This is a genomic window from uncultured Fibrobacter sp. (assembly GCF_937877005.1).
Taxonomy (GTDB): Bacteria; Fibrobacterota; Fibrobacteria; order Fibrobacterales; family Fibrobacteraceae; genus Fibrobacter.
Genome location: NZ_CALEFV010000051.1, coordinates 24,399 through 48,088, shown reverse-complemented (window position 1 = coordinate 48,088; position 23,690 = coordinate 24,399). Strand labels below are relative to the sequence as shown.

The following is a 23,690-nucleotide window of genomic DNA, read 5'->3' as shown; positions in this document are numbered from 1 at the left end:
GTTTATGAAAAAGATGAGTTTATTCAAGACGGCGCTTGCCGGGGGATTGCTTGTTGCATCCCTTGCCGGTACGGCTACGGCGCAGACTATCGTAAATGACCGTTTCTGGAAAGATACAGACGGCAACTTTATCTATTCGCAGGGCGGTGGCGTGCTCCAGGTGGGCGATACGTTCTACTGGTACGGAGTCAAGTACAACGGCGCCGTTACATACGCGGCGAACCCTACCAAGAAAAACGACGATACCGGATTTGCGGGCGTCACCTGCTATTCCTCGAAGGATTTGGTCAACTGGAAATTCGAGGGAATCGTGCTGAAGCCGAGCGAAGCGGGCGGTGGATGGTTCGGGCGCATTGGCGTCGTGTACAACGCGAAGAGTAAGAAGTATGTGCTCGCGGGCCAGGGTGCAAGCCCGAGCTGGGAATTCGGCGAGTATTTTGCTACCAGCGATTCCCCTACGGGGCCGTTCAAGTTTGCACGCGTGCAGCCCGAAAGCGAGATGACGTTCTTCGTGAACAACAATACCGGCGACCAGACGCTTTTCCAGGATGATGACGGCAAGGCGTACGTGATTGCGTCTAACGTGAAGGGCCGTACTAACTTGTATGTAGCACCGCTCCGTGAATCGGATTTTTTGGCGATTGACGGTTCCAGGACGGTGAATATCCACAAGAGTCGCGTGGGTGGCCGCGAAGGGAACGCCATGTTCAAGCAGAACGGCGTTTACTACTTCTGCTCTTCTGATTTGCACGGCTGGAACACTTCGCAGACGTATTGCATGTCGGCGACAAACATCCTGGGCCCCTACAGCGAAGAGTTCGTACTTGAAGGAACGCAGCACGACTTTAGTCACGTGACTCAGACCGGGTTCTTTGTCATGGTGAAGGGCTCGAAGGGTTCGTTTGTGGTGAACGCGGGTGACCGCTGGAGCGATTTCGCAGGGAATGGACTCGGTTACAACCAGTGGCTGCCTATTTCTTTCGAGACGGGCAAACCCGTGTTCCATTCCCTGAGCGAGTGGAACATCAACGTGAAGGAAGGCACGTGGAGCGTGGGCGCGGGCAACAACTATTGCCTGAATCCGACATTCGAGGCGGATCGCGTGAGCCAGACGACCTTGACGGGCTGGAAACTGGACAAGGCCGATGCCAACAATATCAATTCCACATCCAAGAAACGCACGGGCCGCTGGGGGCTCTACCTGACGGACAGCAAGACGCTTACGCAGACATTGACGGTGCCCAACGGGAAGTACACCCTGAGCGCCTATGTGCAGAGTAGCGGTGGGCAGAGTTCCGCGAAGATGTTCGCGAAGGATTTCGGCGGCAGCGAGCAGAGCGTGTCTATTGCCGCGGCTGCAGGCAACTGGACGAAGAAGGCAGTGGAAAACATCACCGTGACGAACGGGAAGATAACCATCGGGTTTAGCACCGCGGGTTCTTCTAGCCAGTGGATTGCTGTCGACGACATCGAACTAATCAAGTCGGGCAAGAGCTACAAGGTGTCGCTCGATGCGGGAACTGGCGGGACGATTGCCCAGAATATTGCCGGCACGGAAATTCCCGAGGGCTCGAATGTCACATTTACCGCGACACCTCTGGACGGCTGGGAATTTGCAGGCTGGAGCGGAGATGCAAGCGGGCTCGACAAGGAATACATTGTGACAAGTCTCGCGAAGGACGTGAATCTTGGTGCCGCGTTCAAGTTCGTGGGCAAGGATTCGCTCAAATATGAGGCGGAAAATACCGTATTCAATCAGACGCTTTTCGAGGACAAGCACGAAGGCTTTTCGGGCAAGGGCTACGCGAACCTGAACAATGCGGTGGGTTCCTCGATTACGTTTGCACTTTGCCTACCCGAAGGCGATGAACGCAATGTCAAGCTGACTTTCGCAAATGGCGGGAGTGCGAACCGCCCCGTAAGCATTTCGGTAAACGGCAAGGTTCTGTTAGAAAAGCTGGACCTGGAGCCGACGGGTGGATGGACCACATGGAACGATGCGGAATTGACGCTCAAGATTCCTGCCGGCGTAAACACCTTGGAAATTGCGTCGCTCACGGAAGACGGTGCCCCGAATATCGACAAGATTGAGTTCGTGCGGGCAGACTCCGGTACGACCGTACTGCGCAAGATTGCCCCTGCGGAAATATCCAAGGCCCGCACAGGCAAGCGGTTCTACGTGAATGGCCGCGCGGTGAATGCCCGGCGTGCAGGCAACCGCAAGGCAATGCAGCCCACATTCGCAAAGTAGTGGCACCGCAGGTGCCCGCCGTAGTCCGCGGACAACTGGAAATTTCTTTTACCCTACCCCCGGAGCAAATCCGAGGGTATTTTTGTGGGCAGAAAGGAGTTTTGTATGGGATGTTTGAACTCTATTCGCGTCTTGGGCCTCTCGGCGGCGCTTGCCTTTGCTGCATCGCCCGTCATCAAGGTCGATTTTGACATGAGCGGCCGCAATTCGAGCGAGGTTACGGAACCGAATTACGTGCCCTGGGTGGTTTCGGGTGTCGCTTCGAAAGATACGACGCTTTCGGGTGTGAAGGTGAATGTCGCCGGAAGCGCGAACCTCAAGGCCAACTGGTACAAGGCCGGGGTGCAGTCCCCGAGCTATGCGCGCCTTGTGTGCGACGGCGTGATGGTCGAAGGCGGTGGGGCGATTACGCTCACCTTCTCGAATCTTGCGGCAGGGACGCACAGTCTCTTGTTGTACCTGAACAATGTCGATGGAATTGCAGCAAGCAACAGCATCGATGTCTACGTGAACAACTCGAAGCAGGCGTCGGTCAAGCCCACGAATCGTGCGCTCTCGACAGGCGAGGCGGCGATTGCCTACGTGACTTTTAATGTAAGCGGTACGGGTGCCTCGACCGCGATAAAGCTGAATACGGGAACGGTTACCCTGAACGGCTTTGAGCTGAACGTGCCCAATGCGGCGGCACAGGCGACAGGGCCTTCGCCTGCGGATCTGGATTATCACGCTCCGCACGAAAACGGAGCGCTGACGCTTTCGTGGACGGCGGCGAAGTCAGCCGTAAAGCATCGCGTCTATTTCGGGACGGATTCGGCGGCTGTGCTTGCGGCAACGCCCTCGAGTACTGCGGTTTACAAGGGTGAACAATCCGGCAGTTCGTATAAGGTGAGCGGTACGACTCCGCTCCAGACATACTACTGGCGCGTAGATGAGGTCGATGCGAACGGAACAGTTACGGCAGGGAATGTCTGGTCGTTCAAGCCGGGCCGCGTCGCGTTCGAAGGTGCCGAAGGTTATGGCCGCAACGCCCTGGGTGGCCGTGGCGGCAAGGTGGTGTATGTGACGAACCTGAACGATGACGGTGCAGGCTCCTTGCGCGAGGCGTGCACAGCAGAAATTGGCCCGCGTACCATCGTGTTCAAGGTGTCGGGAATGATCCAGCTGAAATCGCGCCTGGTCTGCAATCAGGATTACGTGACGATTGCGGGGCAGACGGCTCCCGGCAAGGGTATTACCATCAAGAGCGCCCCCATCGGGTTCACGGGCAAGGACATGGTCATCCGCTTCATGCGCGTGCGCCTGGGCTACGGCGCTACCTACGACGGTATGGGGCTCACCGGCGGCGACCACAGCATATTGGACCATGCGAGCATCAGCTGGACGATTGACGAAGCCTTCAGTAGCCGAGGCGGCAAGAACCTTACGCTGCAGCGCACGCTGATTTCGGAAGCGCTGAACATTGCGGACCACCAGAATTACCCTGTCGGGACGGGGCACGGGTACGCGGCGACCATCGGCGGCGATATCGGCAGTTTCCACCACAACCTGCTTGCGCACAATGCGGGCCGCAACTGGAGCCTGGGCGGTGGCCTCGACGGGAACGGCTACTACGCGGGTCGCCTTGACATATTCAATAACGTTGTCTATAACTGGGTGAGCCGCGTGACCGATGGCGGTGCGCACGAGGTGAACTTCGTGGGCAATTACTACAAGGAGGGCGCCGCCACCACCTTGCACGGCTATACATTGCGTGCGCAGTTCGAAGGTACGGGCAAGGGTTCGCAGGCGTATTACTATCACAATAACGTTCTCGAGGCTGCGGGCGGCAAGTTCACCTGCGACGGCACCAACGACAATTGCGGTCGCGAGTATTCGCTTTCCGGCGGGCAGGTGCTGGATTGGGAACCCTGGAACAGCAAGCCCTTCTTTGCCTCGTATGCGACTGTCCAGAGCGCGAAGGCCGCCTACAAGGATGTGCTGAGCGATGTGGGCCAGCGCATGCCGGTACTTGACAATCACGATACCCGCGTGATAGACGAGACCAAGAACGGAACTTACAGCATGAGAGGCTCCGTGGGCGGCATGGCGGGCATTCCCGACCGCGAAACCGACGTGAAGGATACGGCGAACATCAAGGGATGGGAACCGTACCCGAGCGTGAGTTGGGCTGATGATTACGACAGCGATTTGGACGGGCTTCCTGACTGGTGGGAAAATATGTACGGCTACAATCCGAAATCCAAGAGCGGCGATTTTAGCGATGCAAACAAGGACCGCCTGGGTGACGGCTGGACGGAACTGGAACGCTACCTGGAATGGATGGCCCGCGCGCACTACACCTTCGCGAAGGGCGAAACCCAGGTGATAGACCTTTCGCAGTTTACCCGCGGTTACGACGGCGGAACCTACACCGTGTCGGCTCCGAGCGGCGTGACGGCGACCGTGAGCGGTTCCAGGTTGACGGTGAAACTCGCCGACAGCTTTGCGGGTGCGGGCTATGTGCAATTTACGCTGAAGGACAACGCGGGCGATACCTTTAGCCGCTACATCGGCGTGACGCAGGGACAGTCCATGACAAACGAAGCGGATTCTTCGCAGGGCGAAACGACCGCCTTGAGAGTTGCCGAGGGCGACTTGAGGCGCTTTTCTGCAGTTGTTTCGAATAATGTCGTGTTACTGAATGGAATTCCGGCTCAGGCTCGCATTACCGTTACCGATATGAGTGGTAAGAGCGTGATGATGCAGAAATCTGTTGTATCTTCAAATGGAGTGGCTTCGGCTGACTTGAGGCCCTATGGCTGCGGAATCTATCTTGTGAATGTCCGTGGAACTTTTGTTGACGGCAAGAATATGAACAAGACCATCAAGGTGATTCGCAAGTAGTTTTCTTATAGCGATAAAAAAATCCCCGACCAATCGGCCGGGGATTTTTTGGAGGTGTGTTGTTGCGAGAGAGTTAATACCTTACGGCTTTGAAAAAACCGAGAGTTCTGTTGCCTTGCGCGACCTTGACGAGGAAGGCTCCTTGCCGCAGGGTGATGTGGAGTTCGTTCCCCTGCATGGCGCGGAATTCAGCGATGCGGTGACCCTGCATGTCAAAGATGCTGATGTCGTGCGCGCCTCCGTCGATGCCTTCGAGACGGAGCGTGCTACCGTCGATTCGCCCGCTGATGGCGTTGTGCGGAGTCAAGGATTCAACAGCGGTGACGCCTTCGGTATCTTCTGTGCCGGAAGATGCGCCTTCTGCGCTGGAAGACTGCGGACCGGTGATTTCTTCGCTTGAAGAGGATTCCGGATCTTCGGAACAGCTGGATTCCGGTTCCACTTGAATCAGCCCGCCTTCGGTGATGGGCGTCTTTGCCCGAGTGAGAATGTCGAGCGGATCGGGCTTGCTGGAATCGAACGCATCATGATCATCGCGCAGGTGCTTGGCGAGTTCGGGTACCTTCGCCTTGATTTCTTCGATGTTCGCGCGGGCGAGTTCGTAGGCGCCGTATTCGCAGAAGTGCGTCTTGTCGCTCGCGGTGTACATGTACATTTTTTCCTTGTTGCCTCCGAGCGCCTTGCCGAGCGTGATGCTGTGCTGGTTCAGGTCAAGCACGGTGACGCCGAGCTTTTTGCCGAGGGCGCGCATACGTTCGGGAAGCCCGCCCACGGCTGTTTTCGGGTCGGTCTCGTTCTGCCTTGCGGTGGATGTCACGAACAGCGGAATGGCGCCCTTCGCCTTGATTTCGTTTGCGTACTTGGTGAGGGTCGCTTCGTAGTTGTTCACGTCGTTTTGGTTCTTCTGGTCGTTGTGCGCGAACTGCACGGTCACGAAGTCGCCCTTCTTGACTTCGGAAAGAATCTTTGCGAGGCGCTTCATGCTGTAGAACCCGCTGGCGGTAAGGCCCGATTCGGCGTAGTTCGCGATGGCAAGGCTGGATTTGAAAAATCCCGGGGCCATCTGGCCCCAGCCCGCCCACGGTGCCATTATCTGGTCGACCACGGTGGAATTTCCGCAGAGCCAGAGCGTGGTCACGTTGTCGTTACGCTTGATTTCGATTCCTGCGACGGCGGGCGCCTTGCCGCTGATGACGAAGGTGAGTTTTTTGTCCCAGGTGCGGTAATCCTTTTCGCGGTCCTTGATGCTCATGGTCACCGAGCCGTCCATGCTTCTTGTTTCCATACGCCTGAGCGAAACGGTCTGCCTGCTGAACACGCCGCCGGCGAGGGTGATGCGGTCGAGCATGAGCTTGCGGTTTTCGGCCCATACGGTGGTTTCGCTTTCGTTTTCGCCGTCACCGAGAATGAATGTCACCTCGTAATTGCCTTGCGGGAGCGCCACCGAGAAAACCATGTCGCCCTTCGCCGTCAGGAAATCCGTGGTGAGGTCGTCGTCCCACAGGCGGTCTACCGAAGAAACCGTCCCGCTTTCGAAACCGTAGCCCTGCGAGTCGCTGTACTTGGTGTTGGCCTTGACCTGCGTGTAGCCCGCGGCAACCGGGCCCTCGCCAAAGTCGAACTTGTAGTTTTCTGCGGCTTCTGCCATAGAGAAAGCTGCCAGAAGCGCTGCGACAGTCACCATCGTGGCGGTTTTGACAAGGGTATCGTAGCCCTTGATTTCAGTTTTGTAATCCATAATTCCATCCCTTTGAACACGCGTTTATACTTGTACTACAAAATGTACTATAAAATTTTTAAAAATGCAAGAAAAAATTTCAAAATTTTTTGTAAATTATTCTCTTGAAACCGCAAAATGCGCCAAAATGGCGATTTTCCCGTCAAGTTCTATGCGCAGGTAGTAGCGACCGGCCGAAAGCCGAGCGCCTCCCTGCAGGAGTGCTGTGCTGCCGGCCGAAACCATGCGGGTCTCGTCAACAACCGTCTTGCCGAGTGCATTCATGATTTGTATGTGTGCCAAGCCGCCGGCAGAACGGAAGGTGAGGTTCCGAGGGTCAAAACCCATTTGCTTCTTTTGCATGGTGGCGGCGATGGTGGTGCCCTTTTCGGGGTCCTGCGTGCCGCTAGAGTCCTTGAGTACTTCGGCGACGGGGCATCCGACCCGGTGTACGGCCTCGTTGGTAAAGGACACCATGTCAATGTTGGGGCCTCCGTTATTTGTCGTGGAATAGAGGACCATGTCGAAATCCACGGCATCGAGCCAAACGTCTTCCACGTAGGCGGTGTCCCAGATATCCCAGCCGCCGGTAGGGGGTAGCTTTATATCGTAGGTGACTGCATCGATCTTGATTTTCATATCGCGATTTTCGGTTCCGTCAAATGCGTAGCGCACCATAACTCGCGCGTTGGTGGCTGACCTGTCGGAAGTGAGCTTGTACATAGCTGTGCTGGAAATGTCGTTGGTCAAGTTGAAAAATCCCTTGCCTACGTAGCCCTCGTGATTCGTGTCGGTGGTGCCGTCTCCCTTGTCCGGGTTCGCCATATCGATGGGAGACGGCCAAGCCTTGATTCCCTTGAGGTTGGAGCATTCTACGATGGCGGAACTGGATTGCGGGATTTCGGAACTGGAAGAAGCGGGCATTACAGAGCTGGAACTTTCGTTTTCGGTAGTTGAGCTTGCGACACAGGCGGCGCCGCCCTTGAACATGGCGGTGTAGGTCGTATTGTGGTTGGGCGTCTTGAAACCGTAGTAGAGCTTGTTGGACGAAATCTTCTTGCAATTCTCGTCTGCCCAGTATTCAAAGGTCTCGCCACTTGCGGGGGCCACCCGAAGGGTCATGGGGGAACCTCCCGGGAAACTCTGATCCTGCGTGATAGCGCCCTTTGTCGCGATGTTCGCCTTTACGGTCACCTTGTAGCGGGGGCGTAACGCCGAAACGAGCTTTGTGAGTTCTGCCTTTGATTCGGGCGAAAGGAAGGTGTCGTTTACGCCCCTTTCCAGTTCTTCTGCAATCATGGTGCCGTGGCCCATGGAGCCCATTTCCTGGAAGTGCGTATTCCCGTCGTTACTGCCGTTGGGGTAGTTGGGGTAAAGTCCTGCATCCAGTTGCATATAAAGGAATTTCTTGACATACGAATCCATCATTCCTTTGTATGTATTGTTATAGGTATTGTAGGATTTCATGTTCAGGTCTACGAAGGGAATCTTGTAATCCTTCGCAAGTTTTAGCATCATGCCGCGGGAATCGTAGTTGTTGCTCCCGGTAGAAAATACGTTGCGCGACCCGCTCATGGTGACGGTTGAAACCAGCACCGGGGTTGCCCCGCGCTTTTGCGCCGTCGTGATGTACTGCTTCATGTAATACGGGAAGGAATCCTGGGGCACGTAGCGTTCCGGCTTGTTTGCGGTGCGGTCGTTATGCCCGAACTGCACGAACACGAAATCCCCTTTCTGGATGTTTGGCTCGAGGCTTTTTAGACGCCCGTCAACGATGAAACTCTTGGAACTGCGCCCGCCAATGGCCACATTGTTTACTTTCACGCGGGAGGCGTCGAAGAAGTTGTTCAGCACCTGGCCCCAACCTTTTTGCGGGTATGCGGAATCCTTGTAGTTGCAGACCGTAGAATCGCCGATGACATGGATGGTGAAGGATGTGCTGTCGCTCACGGCAAGGCTTGTAAACAGGCCGGCCACGATGGCGTATTTGAAAAGACTCTTCATGCTGGCTCCTTATTTTACGTTGGCCCAGGTGGTGCTAAATTTGTGTTTCCCGTTGCGGACGATGATGCGGTAGATGCCGCTTGCCTGGACGATGTCGGACAGGTCTATGTTGTCGCTGCCGGAGAGCTTGCGGGCGACCAGACGGCCCGACATGTCGAAAACATCTATCCTCGTGTTTTCGTTTTTCGCGACAGAAAGAATGTTGCCTTTCAGGGACGTTGTTTCGACTTCGGGGACGATTCGTTCCACACCGTCAACGCTGAACCCGAATGCGTCTATGTTCGGCCCTCCGTTTTCGGTCATGGAAATGAACTTGAGGATTCCTTCGCCGTTGATGAGGTCTAGATCCACGTAGGCGGTATCCCAGGTGTCCCAATCTGCCGTAGGCTTGAACTTCACGATATAATCGTGGTCGAGGTACACGTTCAGCGAGCGCTCTTCGGTGCCGGCAAAGGAATAGCGGATTCCCATGGTCACGTAGCCCGCGGAGGGAAACTTCATCTTGTATTCGGCGGAAGAATTCAGCACGTTTTCAAAATTGAAGAAACCGTTTCCCGTATAGCCTTCGTGGTTTGCCTCGGTGGCGCCGCTTCCCGTGTCGGGATTGGCGGCGTCGATAAAGTTCTTGATGTCTAGGCTTATATGCTTTTCTTCTTCTTGGACGGAGTCTTTCGCGGTAGTGTCTACGGAGTAAGTCACGTCGGAAAGCTTTTTCGGCGTCCCTGTCGGGAAACTTGTCAAAGCCTTGCCGTCGCCGGTATATTTTTCTGCGGTGCCGCCTTCATAAACTGCGGTGTATTGCGTGCTGGCAGAACCCATGACGAAGGTGTATATCTTGTCTGATTTTACCGTGGTATTCGCGTTCCCGCTTACCTTTTTGCCGTTGCCGTCATACCAGCCAAGAAATTTCTTGCCGGATTTTGGTGTAGTCTTGAGCGTCACCGTCATGCCCTTGGGATAATAGGAGCTGATAGTCGTTGCCTGGTCGGAACCTGCGGGGCTGACTTTCACGTCTACCTTGTACATGGGCGCCAAGTAGTCGGCGAGTTTTTTCACCTGAGCGTCCGGATGTACGCGCAACTGTTCGGTAATGATGCGCCCGAAAGCGATGGCTCCGTTCTGCTGGAAATGAAGGTTGTCATTGTTCCCGTTCGCGTAGTTGCTGTATTCGCCCTTGTCGAGCACCACGTTCAGGTAATGGTGAGCGTAGAACTGGCCTACGGAAAGCAAGTAGTTGCGGCTCAGGGTGTCCATGTCGATGATGGGCGTGTTGAGCGTTTTCGAAAGTTCGCGTGCGATAATCGGGTAATTGTGGTAGGACTCGTAAATGGAATCCTGCTTTGTTCCGCGGAAATCGCTGCGGCGTACCGGATTCACGATGATGGGGTAGGCTCCCTTGGCCTTCGCCTCGTTGATCATCTTGGTCATGTAGGTGCGGTAACCGGCTTCGGAACTGTAGTTGCGGTCGTTGATTCCGAACTTGATGAATACGTAGTCGCCTTTCTGGAGGGCGTTCTTGACCGGGGTCCATTTCCCGCCGTTGTAATAAGTTTCTGCGGCGGTACCGCCCGCACCGTAATTTTTGACGGTCGCGAGCCCGGAATCGAAGAAGTATCCGAAATTCTGGCCGATGCCCTGTTTGGGGTAATAGCCTGCGTTCCAGTCCTGCATGGTGGAATCGCCGCACATGTAGATGGTTACTTTCGCCCATACGGCTGCCGGGGCAATGACCATGGAAATTGCCACGAGGCTTTGCCAAATCTTTGAATAAAATCCGTTCATTTTAAACCAATCCCTTTTTGTAAAATCCGTTAATGTTAAAAGCCGCCTAACGCCCTTCCGAGAAAGGGCGCTAGACGGGGAGTTTATGGGGGTTCTATTTCTTAAAGATTCCCTTGGAGATGTACTTGCCGTCGATTTTTACGCGCACGAGGTAACTCCCCTTCGGGAGCGGTTCCTGCGAGAGGTCCACGGCGCTCTCGCCCGCGGCGACAAACTTCGCGATGGTCCCCACGATGCGGCCACTCATGTTGTAAATCTCGATTTCGGCATATCCGCCACGGGCAAGCTTCTGTACGCTTGTCGCAAGGGCGGTCGTCCCTTCTGCAGAGGAAAGCGTCACACCCGGTACCCCGAAGTAGAAACCGTCCACGTTCGGGCCGCCGTTCTCCGTGGTGGAGGAGAGCTTGAGCGTATTCTCTCCCTTCACGATGTTCACGGGAACCTGGACTTCTTGCCATGTGGTCCAGCTGCCGGTAGAAGGCAGGCTTACGCTGACCGCTTCGCCACCGTTTACGGAGAGGTTCATGTCGCGGGCATCGTTCCCGCCGTTTGCGAACACGATGGAGACGGTCGTCTTCGCGTCTTCCTTCGCGGTCACTTTCCAGGTGGCAAAGCTCGCCGCATCGTTGTCGAAGTTGTAGTAGCCCTTCTCTTTCCAGCCTTCGTTCGTGTCTTCGAAGGTACCTTTACCTTCTGCCGGGGCGGATGCATCCACGAACGATTCCTTCGTCATGTCGTGCTTGATCTCGGGAATAACGGGGTCGACAATCACCGGGTCAATAACCACAGGGGTAGTACCGTCACCTGCGAGATAAATGGAAGGCTGCTTCAGGTTCTTTACCGCGTCGGGCAGGTAGTAGCCCAGGTGCGGTGGCTGGTTGTAGGCCACGTTCTGCCAGGCAATGCTCACGCGGTAATGCGGGTCGTGCATCAGGGTGTACACGCGGTAATCCGTCGTGACCGGAGTGCCGAAAATCGTAATCATGGAGGCGTCGCTGCCCGAACGCAGGATAAGTTCTTCGCGCCAGTCGCCGAACAAATCGGCCACGAGGCTCGGGTTCTTCTTTGTTCCGTTGTTCGTAGTGGACTTGTTCACGTTGCCGTAGGTAAAGTAGCGGTTCGCCTTCTTGTCCTTGGTGCTCCACTTGTCTATTGCGCCGTCAAGCAGTTCGTCTTGCAAGTCGCCGTCGAAATAGATGCGGAAGTTCACCGAGGGCTTGCTGCCCGAAATCTTCTGGCCCTTCACGTTCTTCACGCCGTCGCCCGCGCTGCTCCACATCTCGAATCCGCGGTGGTCCGCGTCGATGTCTGCGGCGAGGCCTCGGCCGTTGTCTACGCCCGGGTTCGGCTGCTTGGTGCCCCAGATGATCTTGCCGTCGGGGCCGCGGAAGTCGTCGGTATAGGCGGCGGACTTTTCTTCGTGAACATCCCACGATTCAAGGCCCGGGCGGTCGGGATCCATGTCGGAAAGGTGGAGCGCGTCGCCGTGGCCGAGCCCCGTGCGGTAAAGGAGCGTGCCGTCGGACTTGAGGGCCGCGGAACCGTACACGATTTCGTCCTTGCCGTCGCCGTTGATGTCGCCCACGGAAAGGTTGTGGTTGCCTTGGCCGTGGATTCCCTGGCCTCTCGTTTCGGACTTGTGGTACCAGCGCTGCTTGAGCTGCTTGCCGTCGAAGTCGTAGGCCACCACGTAGGCGTTGGTGTAGTAACCGCGGCACATGATAAGGCTCGGGTGCACACCGTCGAGGTAGGCGATGGCCGCGAGCATGCGTTCGCTGCGGTTGCCGTAGGTGTCGCCCCAGTTCTTGGTGACGCCCCGGCCCGGCACGTAGTCGATGGTCGTGATGGCCGCACCGGTTTTACCGTTGAACACGGTCAGGAACTCGTTCCCGCTCATGATGGTGCCGGTCTTTGTGCGGTAATCCTTGCTCTTGTCGCCGATGACCTTGCCCGTACCGTCGACCGTGCCGTCGCTTGTCTTCATGGCGACTTCGGCGATGCCGTCGCCGTCCAGGTCGTAGACCATGAACTGCGTATAGTGGGCGCCCGCGCGGATGTTCTTGCCCAGGTCGATGCGCCACAGCTTTTTGCCGTTCATCTTGTAGCCGTCAATATACACATTGCCCGTGTAGCCGCTCTGCGAGTTGTCCTTCTGGTTGCTCGGGTCCCACTTTACGACAAGTTCGAGTTCCCCGTCGCCGTCCAGGTCGCCCACGCTCATGTCGTTCGAGGTGTAGCTGCAGCTGGAACCGTCGGGCATCTTGAGGTCGCCCGGGCGGTCGAGCTTGAGGGTCGCGTACGGGATGTTCTTGCCGTCGGAATTGGCCGACTTGTCGAACACGAACGAGAGCCTGGCCTGCGCGCCTTCCTTGCCGTCCACGACTGCGGCGACCGTATACTTGGAGGTCGCCTTGCCCGAAGCGTCGAGGTAGTTTGTCGCGCCGTTGCCTGCGATGGTCGCAATTTTTGTCCCGTCGCGGTAGAGGTTGAATTCGGTATTCGGGGCGTCGCTCCCGAGCAGTCGCCAGCTGACCAGCATGCCTTTTCCGACGTTAGAAGCCACGAGACCGCGGCTCAGGTTTTCCATCTGACGCGGGGCCGCGAAAGACGGGATGGCGAGTCCAAAGGACAACGCTACACACGCCGCAAGCGGCGCTTTCTTACCACAATACACCATATTTTCCTCCCCAAAAGGGTAGATGTTTCACCAAACGGTACATATCGTACCGATTTTTAATATAATCTAAATTTTTATTAAAAGTCTACATTTTCTCAATAATTTACCTTATTTTACAAAGTCTGTCGATTGTTTATTACTATAAAATGTCCACATTTGTAGAGAAATTGCCGAAAAATGCCCCGTTTTCGCCATTTTTTGCGCCTGTTTCGAGTGTCAACACCCCGAGGCGGGGCTTGAACGCGTCCCGTACAGGGAAAATTTTCAACTTTTACTATACCATGTACTACATTTTTATGTATATTTAATAATATGAATACCTTCGTAAACATTTTCGAGTTTACCAAGTTCCGCAAGTTCCTGGCGGAATACCAGGAGCGCCGTCAGGCGGCGGAGCCCTCGTTTTCGCGTACCGAGTTCTGTAATCTTCTGGGACTTCCCAATACCCGCAGCTATTTCAATGACGTGGTGCAGGGCAAACGCGTGACCGACAACATGCGCGAGCGTTTTATAAACGTCATCGGGCTCAAGGGAAATGAGGCGAGGTATTTCGAGGCGATGGTCGATTTCGACCAGGGGAAGACTGCCCAGGTGCGCGAAGCGGCGTTCGATGCCATGATGCGCCTGAACAAGAACCCGCAGGCGATTGTGGACCCGGACAGCTACGAGTTCTTTGGCAACTGGTACAACAGCACGGTCTATGCGATTCTCGAGGTGATGGATGTGGGCGACGACGTGTCGGAACTTGCGGCGAAGATTTTCCCGCCCGTGTCCGAGAAGCGCCTGAAGGCAAGCCTTGAACTCATGCAGAAGATGTCGCTCGTGCGCAAGGACGAACGCGGGTTCTGGAAGCCGACGAAGGATAGCCTTGCCACAGTGCAGCAGAGCAAGAGCCAGATGGTGCTCCAGTTCCAGAAGCAGTGCCTGGAACTCTCGAAGCAGGCACTGGAATCCGAAGGGAGCGAATCACGCGACATGACCACGTTCACGTTCGCGGTGTCGAAATCCGCGCAGGCGAAGGTCGAGAAGGCTGCCGAAAAATTCAAGGCGCAGGTGCGCCAGATCGTGATGGCCGACAACGAGACACCGACCGTCGTAGAGCACGTGAACCTACACGTGTTCAGCAACATCCGCGAAAACAATAAACCGTCCGGAACGGGCGAGGCGTAGGGAGGAAGGTGTTTATGGGACGCTTTAGGAATATGTTTAGCTCGGGACGACTTGCGTTCGCTTTTGTCGCGGCGTGCGCGCTCGCCTTCTTTGCGGGCTGCAGCGATACGTCTTCTGCGGATTCCGCCGGAATCCTTATCGAGACGAATACCGGCAACAAGAGCGTCGCTCGGGTTCTCGTTTCTGTCGAGAACCTGAACATTGTCGCAGGCGATACTGTCGTGGTGTTCAAGGTGAGCGCCGACACCGTGGGCGACACTTTGTATGTAGATACGGTGAATTACAGGCATGTGGCGACCTCGATTGAGTGCGCGTCGGGCGTGATGTCGCTCGATAGCCTGCCCGTGGGCGATTACGAATCCGTTTCGGTGCACCCTCTGGAAGGTAACGTGCGTACGGTGGCTGTTTCCTGGAACGTCGAGGAAAATTCCACGAATATCGACCGCGCGCTGGATGCGGAATTCAAGGGCGCTGTCGCGCTTGTGCTTCCTGAGGGCTTTGAAGATTTGGCCTTGTCGGATGAAGTGTTCGAAGATATGCCTTTCGCGGTCCGGCTCCCGGAAGTAAAGAATCCCTGCCTGCTGGATGCTAACGGCAACATGGTGCGCCTCAGTCGTGCCGATCTTTCGGACTCCCCTACGGTAAAAGCATCCGATTCCGCTGTTTATTGGGGCATGCTGCCGCAGGTCGCCTTCGACGAGAATGGCGCGATTTCCCTTGACATCGTAGAATCGTGCCAGTCCAGCGACCGGATTGAACTTGCACTCGCCCGCTACGCGGAACATTTTGACTCGGCCACGCCTTCGGAAGCGGCTCTCGCTACCGGCAACGAACTCACATCCGTGCTTGGCAATTCCCGTTGGACGGATTCTACCGACAACTGGTTCTACATCTCCGATTTCAGGCCCTTCTCCGAAGACGGCTACTACATGGGGCTTTCAATCTGGTTCAATATCGATTCCATGCAGGTGAGCGAATACGCTCAAATTATTTCAGCCAAGAAGGACAGCACGGGATTCAGATTGCAGAAACGCGGAACGTCGGGCGCGGTGAACCTCAGGCTCGACACGCGTACGGGCGTTTACAATACGGTCGTGGGCCGCGCGAACGGAGCGCTCGACGGCACGTGGCACAACTACTCGTTCAAGATTCATGGCGATAGCGTGACTACGTTCATCGACGGAACGCTGCTTGAAACCAGGCAGTTCGATGCGGGCGAAGGCTTTGCCACCGCATTCAACCCGTCGATCGGCTACGGCGGACTTCGCGGCGGAATCGACGAGGTGTTCTTCTTTGACGGCACGCAGTCCAACGACTGGATGCGGCTCTTCTACGCCCTGCAAAAACGTGTGGCTGGTGACCTTTAGGGATTGTGGTTGCGTGTTGTCCATGGACAACCGTTATTAGGGAATGTCGCCCTCTTGGCGTAAAAAGAAGGTATATTCCCCAAAGGAAATCCTTAAACGGATCAAAAGGTTGGATGATTATGGGTATGCTTGGTTCAAGGACGGCGGTATCGGCGCTCTGCCTAACAGTGTTTGGTTTTATCGGGGCGGGTGCCGAGCCGTTAGCCTTTCCTGAAGCTTTGGGCTTCGGGGCGAATGTTACAGGTGGCCGCGGCGGCAGCGTTTATCACGTGACGAACCTGAACGATGACGGTGCGGGATCCTTCCGCGACGCGGTAAGCCAGGGAAACCGCATTGTGGTCTTTGACGTGGGTGGCATCATCAACATCAAGACGGCAGTTTCCATCAAGAGTAACATTACCATCGCGGGGCAGACGGCCCCGGGCGAGGGAATCGCCATTCACGGCGGCAAGCTCAGCACGGGCAAGCAGAGCAATATCATCATCCGCTACCTGCGTATACGCCCGGGCGAAAATACCGCCTCCGAAAAGGACGATGCGCTCAACCTTTACGATGCGAAGAACGTGATTGTGGATCACTGCTCGGTGGAACTTGCGTCGTGGAACAACTTCGGCGGAAGTTCTGATAATAAAGATTACCGTGTGACGGGCGTAACGGTGCAGAACTCGCTGATTGCAAACCCTATCGGACAGCAGTTCGGGGCGCACATCGAATCGGTAGATGGCACTTGGGCGTGGTACTACAATGCCTTCGTGAATACGCACAACCGAAACCCGCTTGACAAGATCAACGACGTGTTCGTGAACAACATCCTCTACAACTTCGAGGCGGGCTACACGACGCACACTAGCACGCACTTCAACCACGACATCGTAAACAATTACTTTGTCTACGGTCCGAAGGGAAGCAACCCATGGTTCCAGGTAGACAAGAACCAGAGCATCTACGCCAGCGGGAACATGATTGACACGGACCGCGACGGAAAACTGAACGGCGGGCCTTCAAGCATTTACTACTACCAGGGCGCGGGCGAGGAACTTGCGAAACCCTGGAGCGAACTTACGACATCGGGCCCGATGCTCAGTGCCGCAAGTGCGTGGCGCTACGTGACGTCGCAGAGTGGCGTGCTCCCGTACGACGACATTGATTCCCTGATATGGCACCAGGTGGGGACACTTGGGAAAGAAGGAGCCTTGGTGAAAAGCGTTGGTGCCATGGGAATCAAAACCAATAACGGCTGGGGCGAGGTGATTGCGGGAAAGGCCGCGACAGATTCCGACAAGGACGGTATGCCGGATTACTTCGAAGAAGCGATGGGTTATGACAACTCGAAAGATGACGCGATGACCAATGAAAGCGACGGCTACGTGCGTATCGAGAAATACATCAACTGGCTGGGCGCCATGCACGCGTCGGCTGTGGGCGGGAAGTCCCTCGATTTTGACCTGCGCACGATTACGCGCGGGTTCAAGGATGTGTCGCCGACCTACAGTGTGTCTGCTGCGGAGAACGGAACCGTGGAGCTGGCGGGTGACGGCTATACGGCAAGGTTTGCGCCCAAGGCGAATTTCAGCGGGCTCGCCTCGTTCAAGTACACCGTGAAGGGCAACGACAATACCGAATATACGGGCCGCGTCGAGGTGCTTGTGGAAAAAAACGATATCGCCGCCGATACGACGGCGCAGGATTCAAGCGACTCGGACATGGCAACGCAAGATTCATCTATTACGCGCCTCGCTGACACGTATCGTCTTCGCGCAGATGCTGTCACGGTAGGCATCTTTGATATGAACGGCCACTATGTGGGCATGACTACGCAGGGCCTTCCGCAGGGCCGCTACATCGTCCGCCAGAAGCTGAATGGTGGAATTGTAAATAAGCTGATCCGAAAAGACTGATCGCGTTGCGACTGAATTGTATAGAACTTGATGAAAAATCCCCAGCCGAGGTAGTCGGGGATTTTTCTTTGATGATTCCTTTTGAAACAAACTTTTACAAAGTGTAGACTTTTTTCAAGCAAAGCGTTGCAGAAATCTCATCATTTTATCTGAAATTGTTGCAAAACCATTGACTTTTAATAAAAACAAGCGTATATTTGAATAGTAAACCTTATAGTAAAAAGGGAGATAAATATGTTTGGTGTGATGGGATTGAATTCTCGCGGAGTGGTATCCGCGGCAATTTTCACGCTCGCCTTGGCGGGCCAAGGTGCGTTCGCTCAGTCGTGGTATGCAACTGACGTGCGTCAAGGGGGCCATGACCCCTCCATGTACAGGGACGAGAATGGCTACATCCTTATGTCCACGAATAACAACCTCGCCATGTGGACCTCGACGGACATGGTCAAGTGGAGTTCGAAGGGCCAGATTTTCAGGGATAGCCCGCAGTGGCTCAAGAATGCCGTGGGCGGCAAGACCGACGGCATCTGGGCTCCGGACCTGTTCCATTTCAATAACCAGTACGGCGTGTTCTACTGCGGCTCCGTTTTTGGCCAGCGCACCTCTGCCATCGGTGTCGCGACGAACGCGAACCTGAACTTCTCGGATCCGGCAAAGGGTTGGACGGACCAGGGTGAGGTAACGCGCACTACGAACAGCAACAACTACAACGCGATTGATGCCGACGTGGTGGTGACTCCCGATGGCCAGTACTGGATGACGTACGGTTCGTGGAATGCGGGCGGTATCCGCTTGATCAAGCTGGACCCCAAGACGGGCAAGCAGGCGAGCGATGACAAGACGAACTACCAGATTGCGACGCGTGGCGGTACGGGTATCGAAGGCCCGAGCCTCATCGAGCACGGCGGGCAGTATTTCTTGTTCACGGCCTGGGACGTATGTTGCAAACAAGGTAACGAAATCGAACAGACCACCTACAAGACGGCCATGGGCCGCGCCGACAAGGTGAACGGAACCTACAAGGACCGCAGCGGCAAGGAACTCAACAAGGGCGGCGGAACCATCCTGATGCAGCGTTACAGCCGTTATGTGGGCCCGGGCGGCGGCGAGGCCTTCAAGGACCTGAACCGCATCCGCTTTGTGCATCATTACTACGACCTGACCGGCGACAAGTACAACCACATCCACATTCGCGACCTGGTGTTTACCGACGACAACTGGCCCGAAATGGGGCAGCCCTTCCTCGGGCGCTACCTGAGTGCCGAGGCGGAACACGGCATCATGACACGCGGTGCGACGGATGACCTGACCTTCAATTACACGAAGGAAGCCTCGAACGGCGAATACGTGGGCTACATCAATACGAAGGGCTCCAAGATTCGCTTGCCGATGAACATTATGCAGGCGGGCGACTACATTATGCGTTACCGTTACGCGAACGGCGGCGATAATGATGCTACGCATAAAGTAACGGTGAATGGAAAGGCGCAGACGGTAAAGCTCCCGAAGACGGGCGCCTGGGGCAGTTTCCCCGAAAAGTCCGTGGCGATGGTGCCTGCAAAGCTCAAGCGCGGCGGCAACTTTATTGAGGTGGAACCTGACCAGAATTTTGCGGAACTGGACCGTATCGACTTCTTGCGCGTGATTCGCGATACCATTCCGGGCAACGGATTCGATAACGGAATCAAGGTGCGCCTCACGAAGGACGACAAGCTTGCCGTCAAGAACGGTGGCTACGCCATCTTCGAAAACGTGGTGACGGATTCCATCAGGAGCACCGAAGTCAAGGTCGAACTGCAGCAGTGCAGCGGCGGGACGCTCAGTATCCGCGAGGGTTCTGCCTCGGGTACGGAACTTTCCAAGTGCACTGTTCCTTCGAGCTGCGCAAACGGCGCCTGGACCGAAGTGAACTGCTCTGCCACCAAGAAGCTTTCGGGCGTCAAGGACTTCTACCTCACGGGTAGCGGCATGAGCGGCGAAGTGCTGGTGGGCAACATCCGCTTCGGAAAGGCAGCCTCTATCGAACCGCCGGCATCTAGTTCTAGCGTGAATCCGCCGGCATCTAGTTCTAGCGCGGCTCCGGTGGAATCTAGCTCCAGCATCGCTGAAGTTTCCAGTTCCAGCGAAATTTCGACGGCTCTCGCTCAGGCAAAGTCTTTGAAAACCGGCTATAAATTGACTGCAAATGCTTTGGGCTACACCCTCCATTTTGATCGTCCTGGCAATTACGAAGTCTTCGTGATGAACCCGATGGGTCAGCTGATGGCTCGAAAGACGGTGCGCATGGAATCTGAAGTGTCGCTGCAGGGACTGCCAAAAGGAAAGTACGTCTTCAAGGTGATGAGTCGCTAACAGAAAAGGGATGTTTGGGTATGTTTAAACGCACTTTATCTATGCTGATGGGGGTGGCGGCCGTTGCGATGGCTGCAAACCCGCTCACTACAAAATTCTACTCTGCCGATGCCGCGGCGCTCGTGCACAACGACAGCCTGTTCATTTTTGCGGGCCACGACGAGCAGGGCGCTCAGGGGAATAACAACAAGTTCTTCTTGATGAACGACTGGCACGTGCTGGTGACCGACGACATGGAAAACTACCATGACTACGGTGCGGTACTTTCGTGGCGGACCTTCAAGTGGGCAAGCGGCAACGCCTTTGCGGGCCACTGTGAATACCGTAACGGCAAGTTCTACTGGTACGTAGCTGTGCATCATGCGACCGTCGTGCGCGACGAAGGTTTCGCGATTGGCGTCGCGGTGGCCGATCATCCCTCGGGTCCGTGGAAGGATGCCATTGGCAAGGCGCTCGTGACCGACGACACCCCGAACGATGTCGCGCTGAATATCGACCCCGCAATTTTCTACGACGGGAACGATATCTGGATGTATTGGGGCTCGTGGAACGCGGGCCGTCGCGTAAAACTCAAGGAAAACATGATTGAGCTCGCGAGTACGCCCGAAGACATCAAGATAAGGGACTTTTTCGAGGCTCCCTGGATGCACAAGTACCGCGGCAACTACTACTTCAGTTACGCCTCGGGCTACCCGTCTACGACAAACTACTCCATGGCCACGAGCCTGAATGGCCCGTGGACGCAGAAGGGCGTGCTGAACGACAAACTCGACAATTCCGAGACGAATCACCAGGCGATTTTCAAGTATCTCGGGCACTGGTATTTCATGTATCATGGCGCAAACGCTCCGGGCGGCTGGACTTACCGCCGCTCCGTGAATATTGACTACCTGTACTACGACGAGAATGCGAATATCCAGAAAATCAAGCGTACCACCACGGGTGTAGACAAAGTAAATAACGCACTCGTAGAGAATGGAACATACCGCCTGACCGTTTCGCACAGCAACCTGTCTTTTGTCGAAGAAAACGGAATCGTGGTGCAGCGCCCCGAAAACGAAAAGGATGCGAAACAGTTCTGGACCGTGGAACGCAGCGCGGAAAATGCCCGCCATTACACGCTCAAGAATTATGGTACCGGCCGCTACTATTGCCCGTCCAAGACGCTGCTCGATACCGTCAAGACGTCGGCGACTGCCTGCGAAATCCGCATCGAGAACGCCTCTGCCGCGAAGGGCTACTACCTGTACGGTGACTACGACAGCGACTTTGTGGGCGACGTGCTGAATGTCTCGAAGGACGCGGGCATGCCAGTGATTACCTGGGTGCGCACCGGTGCCGACAACCAGAAGGTGAAACTCGCGAAGGCGACCCCTCCGGTAGTTGAACCGGAATCGTCTTCTAGCATCGAGGAATCTTCCAGTTCCGTTGTTGCCGAAAATTCTTCGAGTTCCGAAGTCGCGCCCGAAAGTTCTAGCAGTGGAACTACCGCGATTGCTCCGCGCGCAGCTCGCCAGGGAATGCAGGTGCCTGCTCGCAAGGGTTACCGCGACCTCAAGGGCCGCAGTTTCGACAAGCAGATTCCGTACCGGGTGATGTTCTAGCAATAACTAACAATAGAGCTGCGGTAAGGCAAGTTCACCCCGGCCACAGCGCCGGGATTTCCTTTTTTTATATTGCTAAATATGAGAAATCTTGCCCATGTTTTATGTTTTTGCGCTCTAGTAGGCGCAGGCTTTGTCGCCTGCGGAGACGATTCGAGCAGTTCCGCAGAAAATCAAGAGTCATCCGAAAAAACCAAGGAACCCGCCAAAGGTTCTAGTTCCTCTGAAAAAGCAGCGACTTCTTCCGAATCGCCGTCAGGATCTTCTGCATTCATTGAACCAGAGTCTTCTTCGTCCGTGATAAAGGTGATATCTTCGTCGAGTGAAGAGACCTACTCATCCGACAATAGCGGTGGTGACGACGGCAAGTGTACCGCTTGCGACAGCTACACCGCGGCAGATCCCGAACTTACCGAAAACGGCGGCAAGGGATCCGTGACCACTTATGGGAGCATTACGGAAAAAGAAACGAGCCTCGGTGGCGCCTGTAATTACGGACAAACAAACATCCAGTACTACGCAGCAATCCATGTAAACGTCTCCCCCGGCGATGATTTGGGTCCGTGGAATGACGGCCTTGCCTGCGGCGGCTGCGTCCGCGTGAAGGCGAAAACACCCGACGGCTGGAAAAAGGTGACCGTGCGCATTACCGACCGCTGTCCCGACGCAAACTGTGGCGTGGACCTGGGCGGCGCTCCTGCCGCAGACATCATGGGGAATCAGGTAGGCCGCTACTACGGCGAATGGGAATTCGTGAGCTGCGAAGGCATAGACGGCGTGTGGGGCGATTCTACTTCGCTGTTCGTAAAGGACGGAGCAAATGCTTTCTGGGGCGTTGTTCAGGTACGAAATCCGAAAGACATGGTCAAGTCTATCGCGATTAATGGTATAGACACCCGTGATTACCATGAACTCAAGCTGTTTGACGGTGCCGAAAACTTCTGGGTCGTCCCCGAGACGGTTTTACAGACCGACAACCGCTACCGTGTCGTTGTCAGCTACCGCACAGGCACCGATGACGAATGGAAAATCAAGGGCTCCGACCTCGCTGTGCCCGAAGCGAACCTGTACCTGCACGAGCATCGGGAATAGTGTTTTTATAACGAAGGCGACAACATTCAATTAGAACTTTCAACAAAAATTTGACAATTCTTTTACAAAATCTCCTTGCATTTTGATAATAACTATGCATATATTTATATATACGCATAATACAAAAGACCGCGAAAGTTGAATGATTGCCCCAAAGGGGCTTTTTTGTCAATATCGTCCGAAAACCGGCAAAAAAAGGAGATTTTTATGTCCCAAGTCGTCAGGGAAGGGTTCGCTCAGTTCTGCAAGCGCCAGCAAGAAGGCATATCGCTCGCGACGGACGCCATTAACCAGGAAGAATCGGAGCAGAAGCTTTACTTCGAGTGGCTCGAAAAACGGCTGGATCGCAAGCGCAAGTTGCTATTCGACAACCTCGACTTAATCATGCGGCATCGGGACGAAATCATGAAAACGCCCCGGTATGCCCAAATTGACATGCATTACGCGCTGCGTGGAGGCGGCGCCTATATCGGTCCGATTGCGATGCAAAGAAAGTTCTGTGCAGCCGGGGTTCCCGTTACGGTGGGTATCACGCTCGGCTCGCTTCTCGGAATTTGGGGAACGGCGACATACAAGGTGAATTGCAGCTGCGGCAATACAGCCTACATCCGTTCCTTCGGCGGTTCCCCGCTTACGGGAATTTCCGTCGCGGGGGCCATTTGCCCGCATTGCAAGAACGAGACTCACGGGATCCGTAGCAGGCCCTTTGGCGACTATGTCCGGCAAGTGCGAATCACCCTCGACAACGAAGAGGCGGCGGTCTCGCAGGCATTTTCCTCGAGGGTTTTCGGCAAGGTGAGCGAACAGTGCAGCCTGGAAAAGATGATTTCGGAACTGAAATTGAGGGAATTTCAGGAAAATCAATAAATGACATTATTTGTCGCAAACATATT

Annotated in this window: 13 protein-coding genes; 9 read left to right on the top strand and 4 right to left on the bottom strand. The window is 55.3% G+C overall.

Features of this window, described 5'->3' with window-relative positions:
- Positions 1-4 precede the first annotated feature (4 nt).
- Positions 5-2,251 (top strand): family 43 glycosylhydrolase, encoded by a 2,247-nt coding sequence (locus tag Q0628_RS03050; protein ID WP_298768107.1) that lies wholly within the window; start codon positions 5-7, stop codon positions 2,249-2,251.
- Between the two features lie 105 nt (positions 2,252-2,356).
- Positions 2,357-5,134, top strand: a complete 2,778-nt coding sequence (locus Q0628_RS03045) for a T9SS type A sorting domain-containing protein (RefSeq protein WP_298768106.1) — start codon at positions 2,357-2,359, stop codon at positions 5,132-5,134.
- Positions 5,135-5,207: 73 nt separating this feature from the next.
- Here Q0628_RS03045 and Q0628_RS03040 read toward each other — a convergent pair whose 3' ends face one another.
- The 4 genes from Q0628_RS03040 to Q0628_RS03025 all read right to left on the bottom strand — a co-directional run bounded on the left by Q0628_RS03040 (position 5,208) and on the right by Q0628_RS03025 (position 13,314).
- Complete coding sequence (locus Q0628_RS03040) at positions 5,208-6,872, bottom strand: GDSL-type esterase/lipase family protein (RefSeq protein ID WP_298768105.1); 1,665 nt, start codon at positions 6,870-6,872, stop codon at positions 5,208-5,210.
- Positions 6,873-6,968: 96 nt separating this feature from the next.
- Positions 6,969-8,855: a GDSL-type esterase/lipase family protein gene (locus Q0628_RS03035; protein WP_298768103.1), complete on the bottom strand. Its 1,887-nt coding sequence runs from the start codon at positions 8,853-8,855 to the stop codon at positions 6,969-6,971.
- Positions 8,856-8,864: 9 nt separating this feature from the next.
- The gene (locus Q0628_RS03030; RefSeq protein WP_298768102.1) at positions 8,865-10,637 is read right to left on the bottom strand and encodes a GDSL-type esterase/lipase family protein; all 1,773 of its coding nucleotides are present in this window, start codon (positions 10,635-10,637) and stop codon (positions 8,865-8,867) included.
- 94 nt (positions 10,638-10,731) lie between these two features.
- Positions 10,732-13,314 carry a carbohydrate-binding protein gene (locus tag Q0628_RS03025; protein WP_298768101.1) on the bottom strand — a complete coding sequence of 861 codons (2,583 nt, stop codon included), beginning with the start codon at positions 13,312-13,314 and terminating at the stop codon, positions 10,732-10,734.
- Positions 13,315-13,626: 312 nt separating this feature from the next.
- On the opposite strand from Q0628_RS03025, the gene Q0628_RS03020 reads away from it, so the two are divergent.
- From Q0628_RS03020 to Q0628_RS02990, 7 genes are all read left to right on the top strand, one after another.
- Positions 13,627-14,484 carry a TIGR02147 family protein gene (locus Q0628_RS03020; RefSeq protein ID WP_298768100.1) on the top strand — a complete coding sequence of 286 codons (858 nt, stop codon included), beginning with the start codon at positions 13,627-13,629 and terminating at the stop codon, positions 14,482-14,484.
- Positions 14,485-14,498: 14 nt separating this feature from the next.
- Complete coding sequence (locus tag Q0628_RS03015) at positions 14,499-15,851, top strand: LamG-like jellyroll fold domain-containing protein (protein WP_298768099.1); 1,353 nt, start codon at positions 14,499-14,501, stop codon at positions 15,849-15,851.
- Between the two features lie 125 nt (positions 15,852-15,976).
- Positions 15,977-17,749 carry an Ig-like domain-containing protein gene (locus Q0628_RS03010; protein ID WP_298768098.1) on the top strand — a complete coding sequence of 591 codons (1,773 nt, stop codon included), beginning with the start codon at positions 15,977-15,979 and terminating at the stop codon, positions 17,747-17,749.
- A 234-nt stretch (positions 17,750-17,983) separates the two neighbouring features.
- The gene (locus Q0628_RS03005) at positions 17,984-20,101 is read left to right on the top strand and encodes a family 43 glycosylhydrolase (RefSeq protein ID WP_298768097.1); all 2,118 of its coding nucleotides are present in this window, start codon (positions 17,984-17,986) and stop codon (positions 20,099-20,101) included.
- Positions 20,102-20,121: 20 nt separating this feature from the next.
- Positions 20,122-21,705, top strand: a complete 1,584-nt coding sequence (locus Q0628_RS03000; RefSeq protein WP_298768096.1) for a glycoside hydrolase family 43 protein — start codon at positions 20,122-20,124, stop codon at positions 21,703-21,705.
- A gap of 81 nt (positions 21,706-21,786) precedes the next feature.
- A complete protein-coding gene (locus tag Q0628_RS02995; RefSeq protein ID WP_298768095.1) occupies positions 21,787-22,797 on the top strand; it encodes an expansin-like protein in 1,011 nt (336 codons plus the stop codon).
- Between the two features lie 207 nt (positions 22,798-23,004).
- Entirely contained in the window at positions 23,005-23,664 is a 660-nt protein-coding gene (locus tag Q0628_RS02990) for a hypothetical protein (protein WP_298768094.1), read from the top strand.
- The last annotated feature ends 26 nt before the right edge of the window (positions 23,665-23,690 follow it).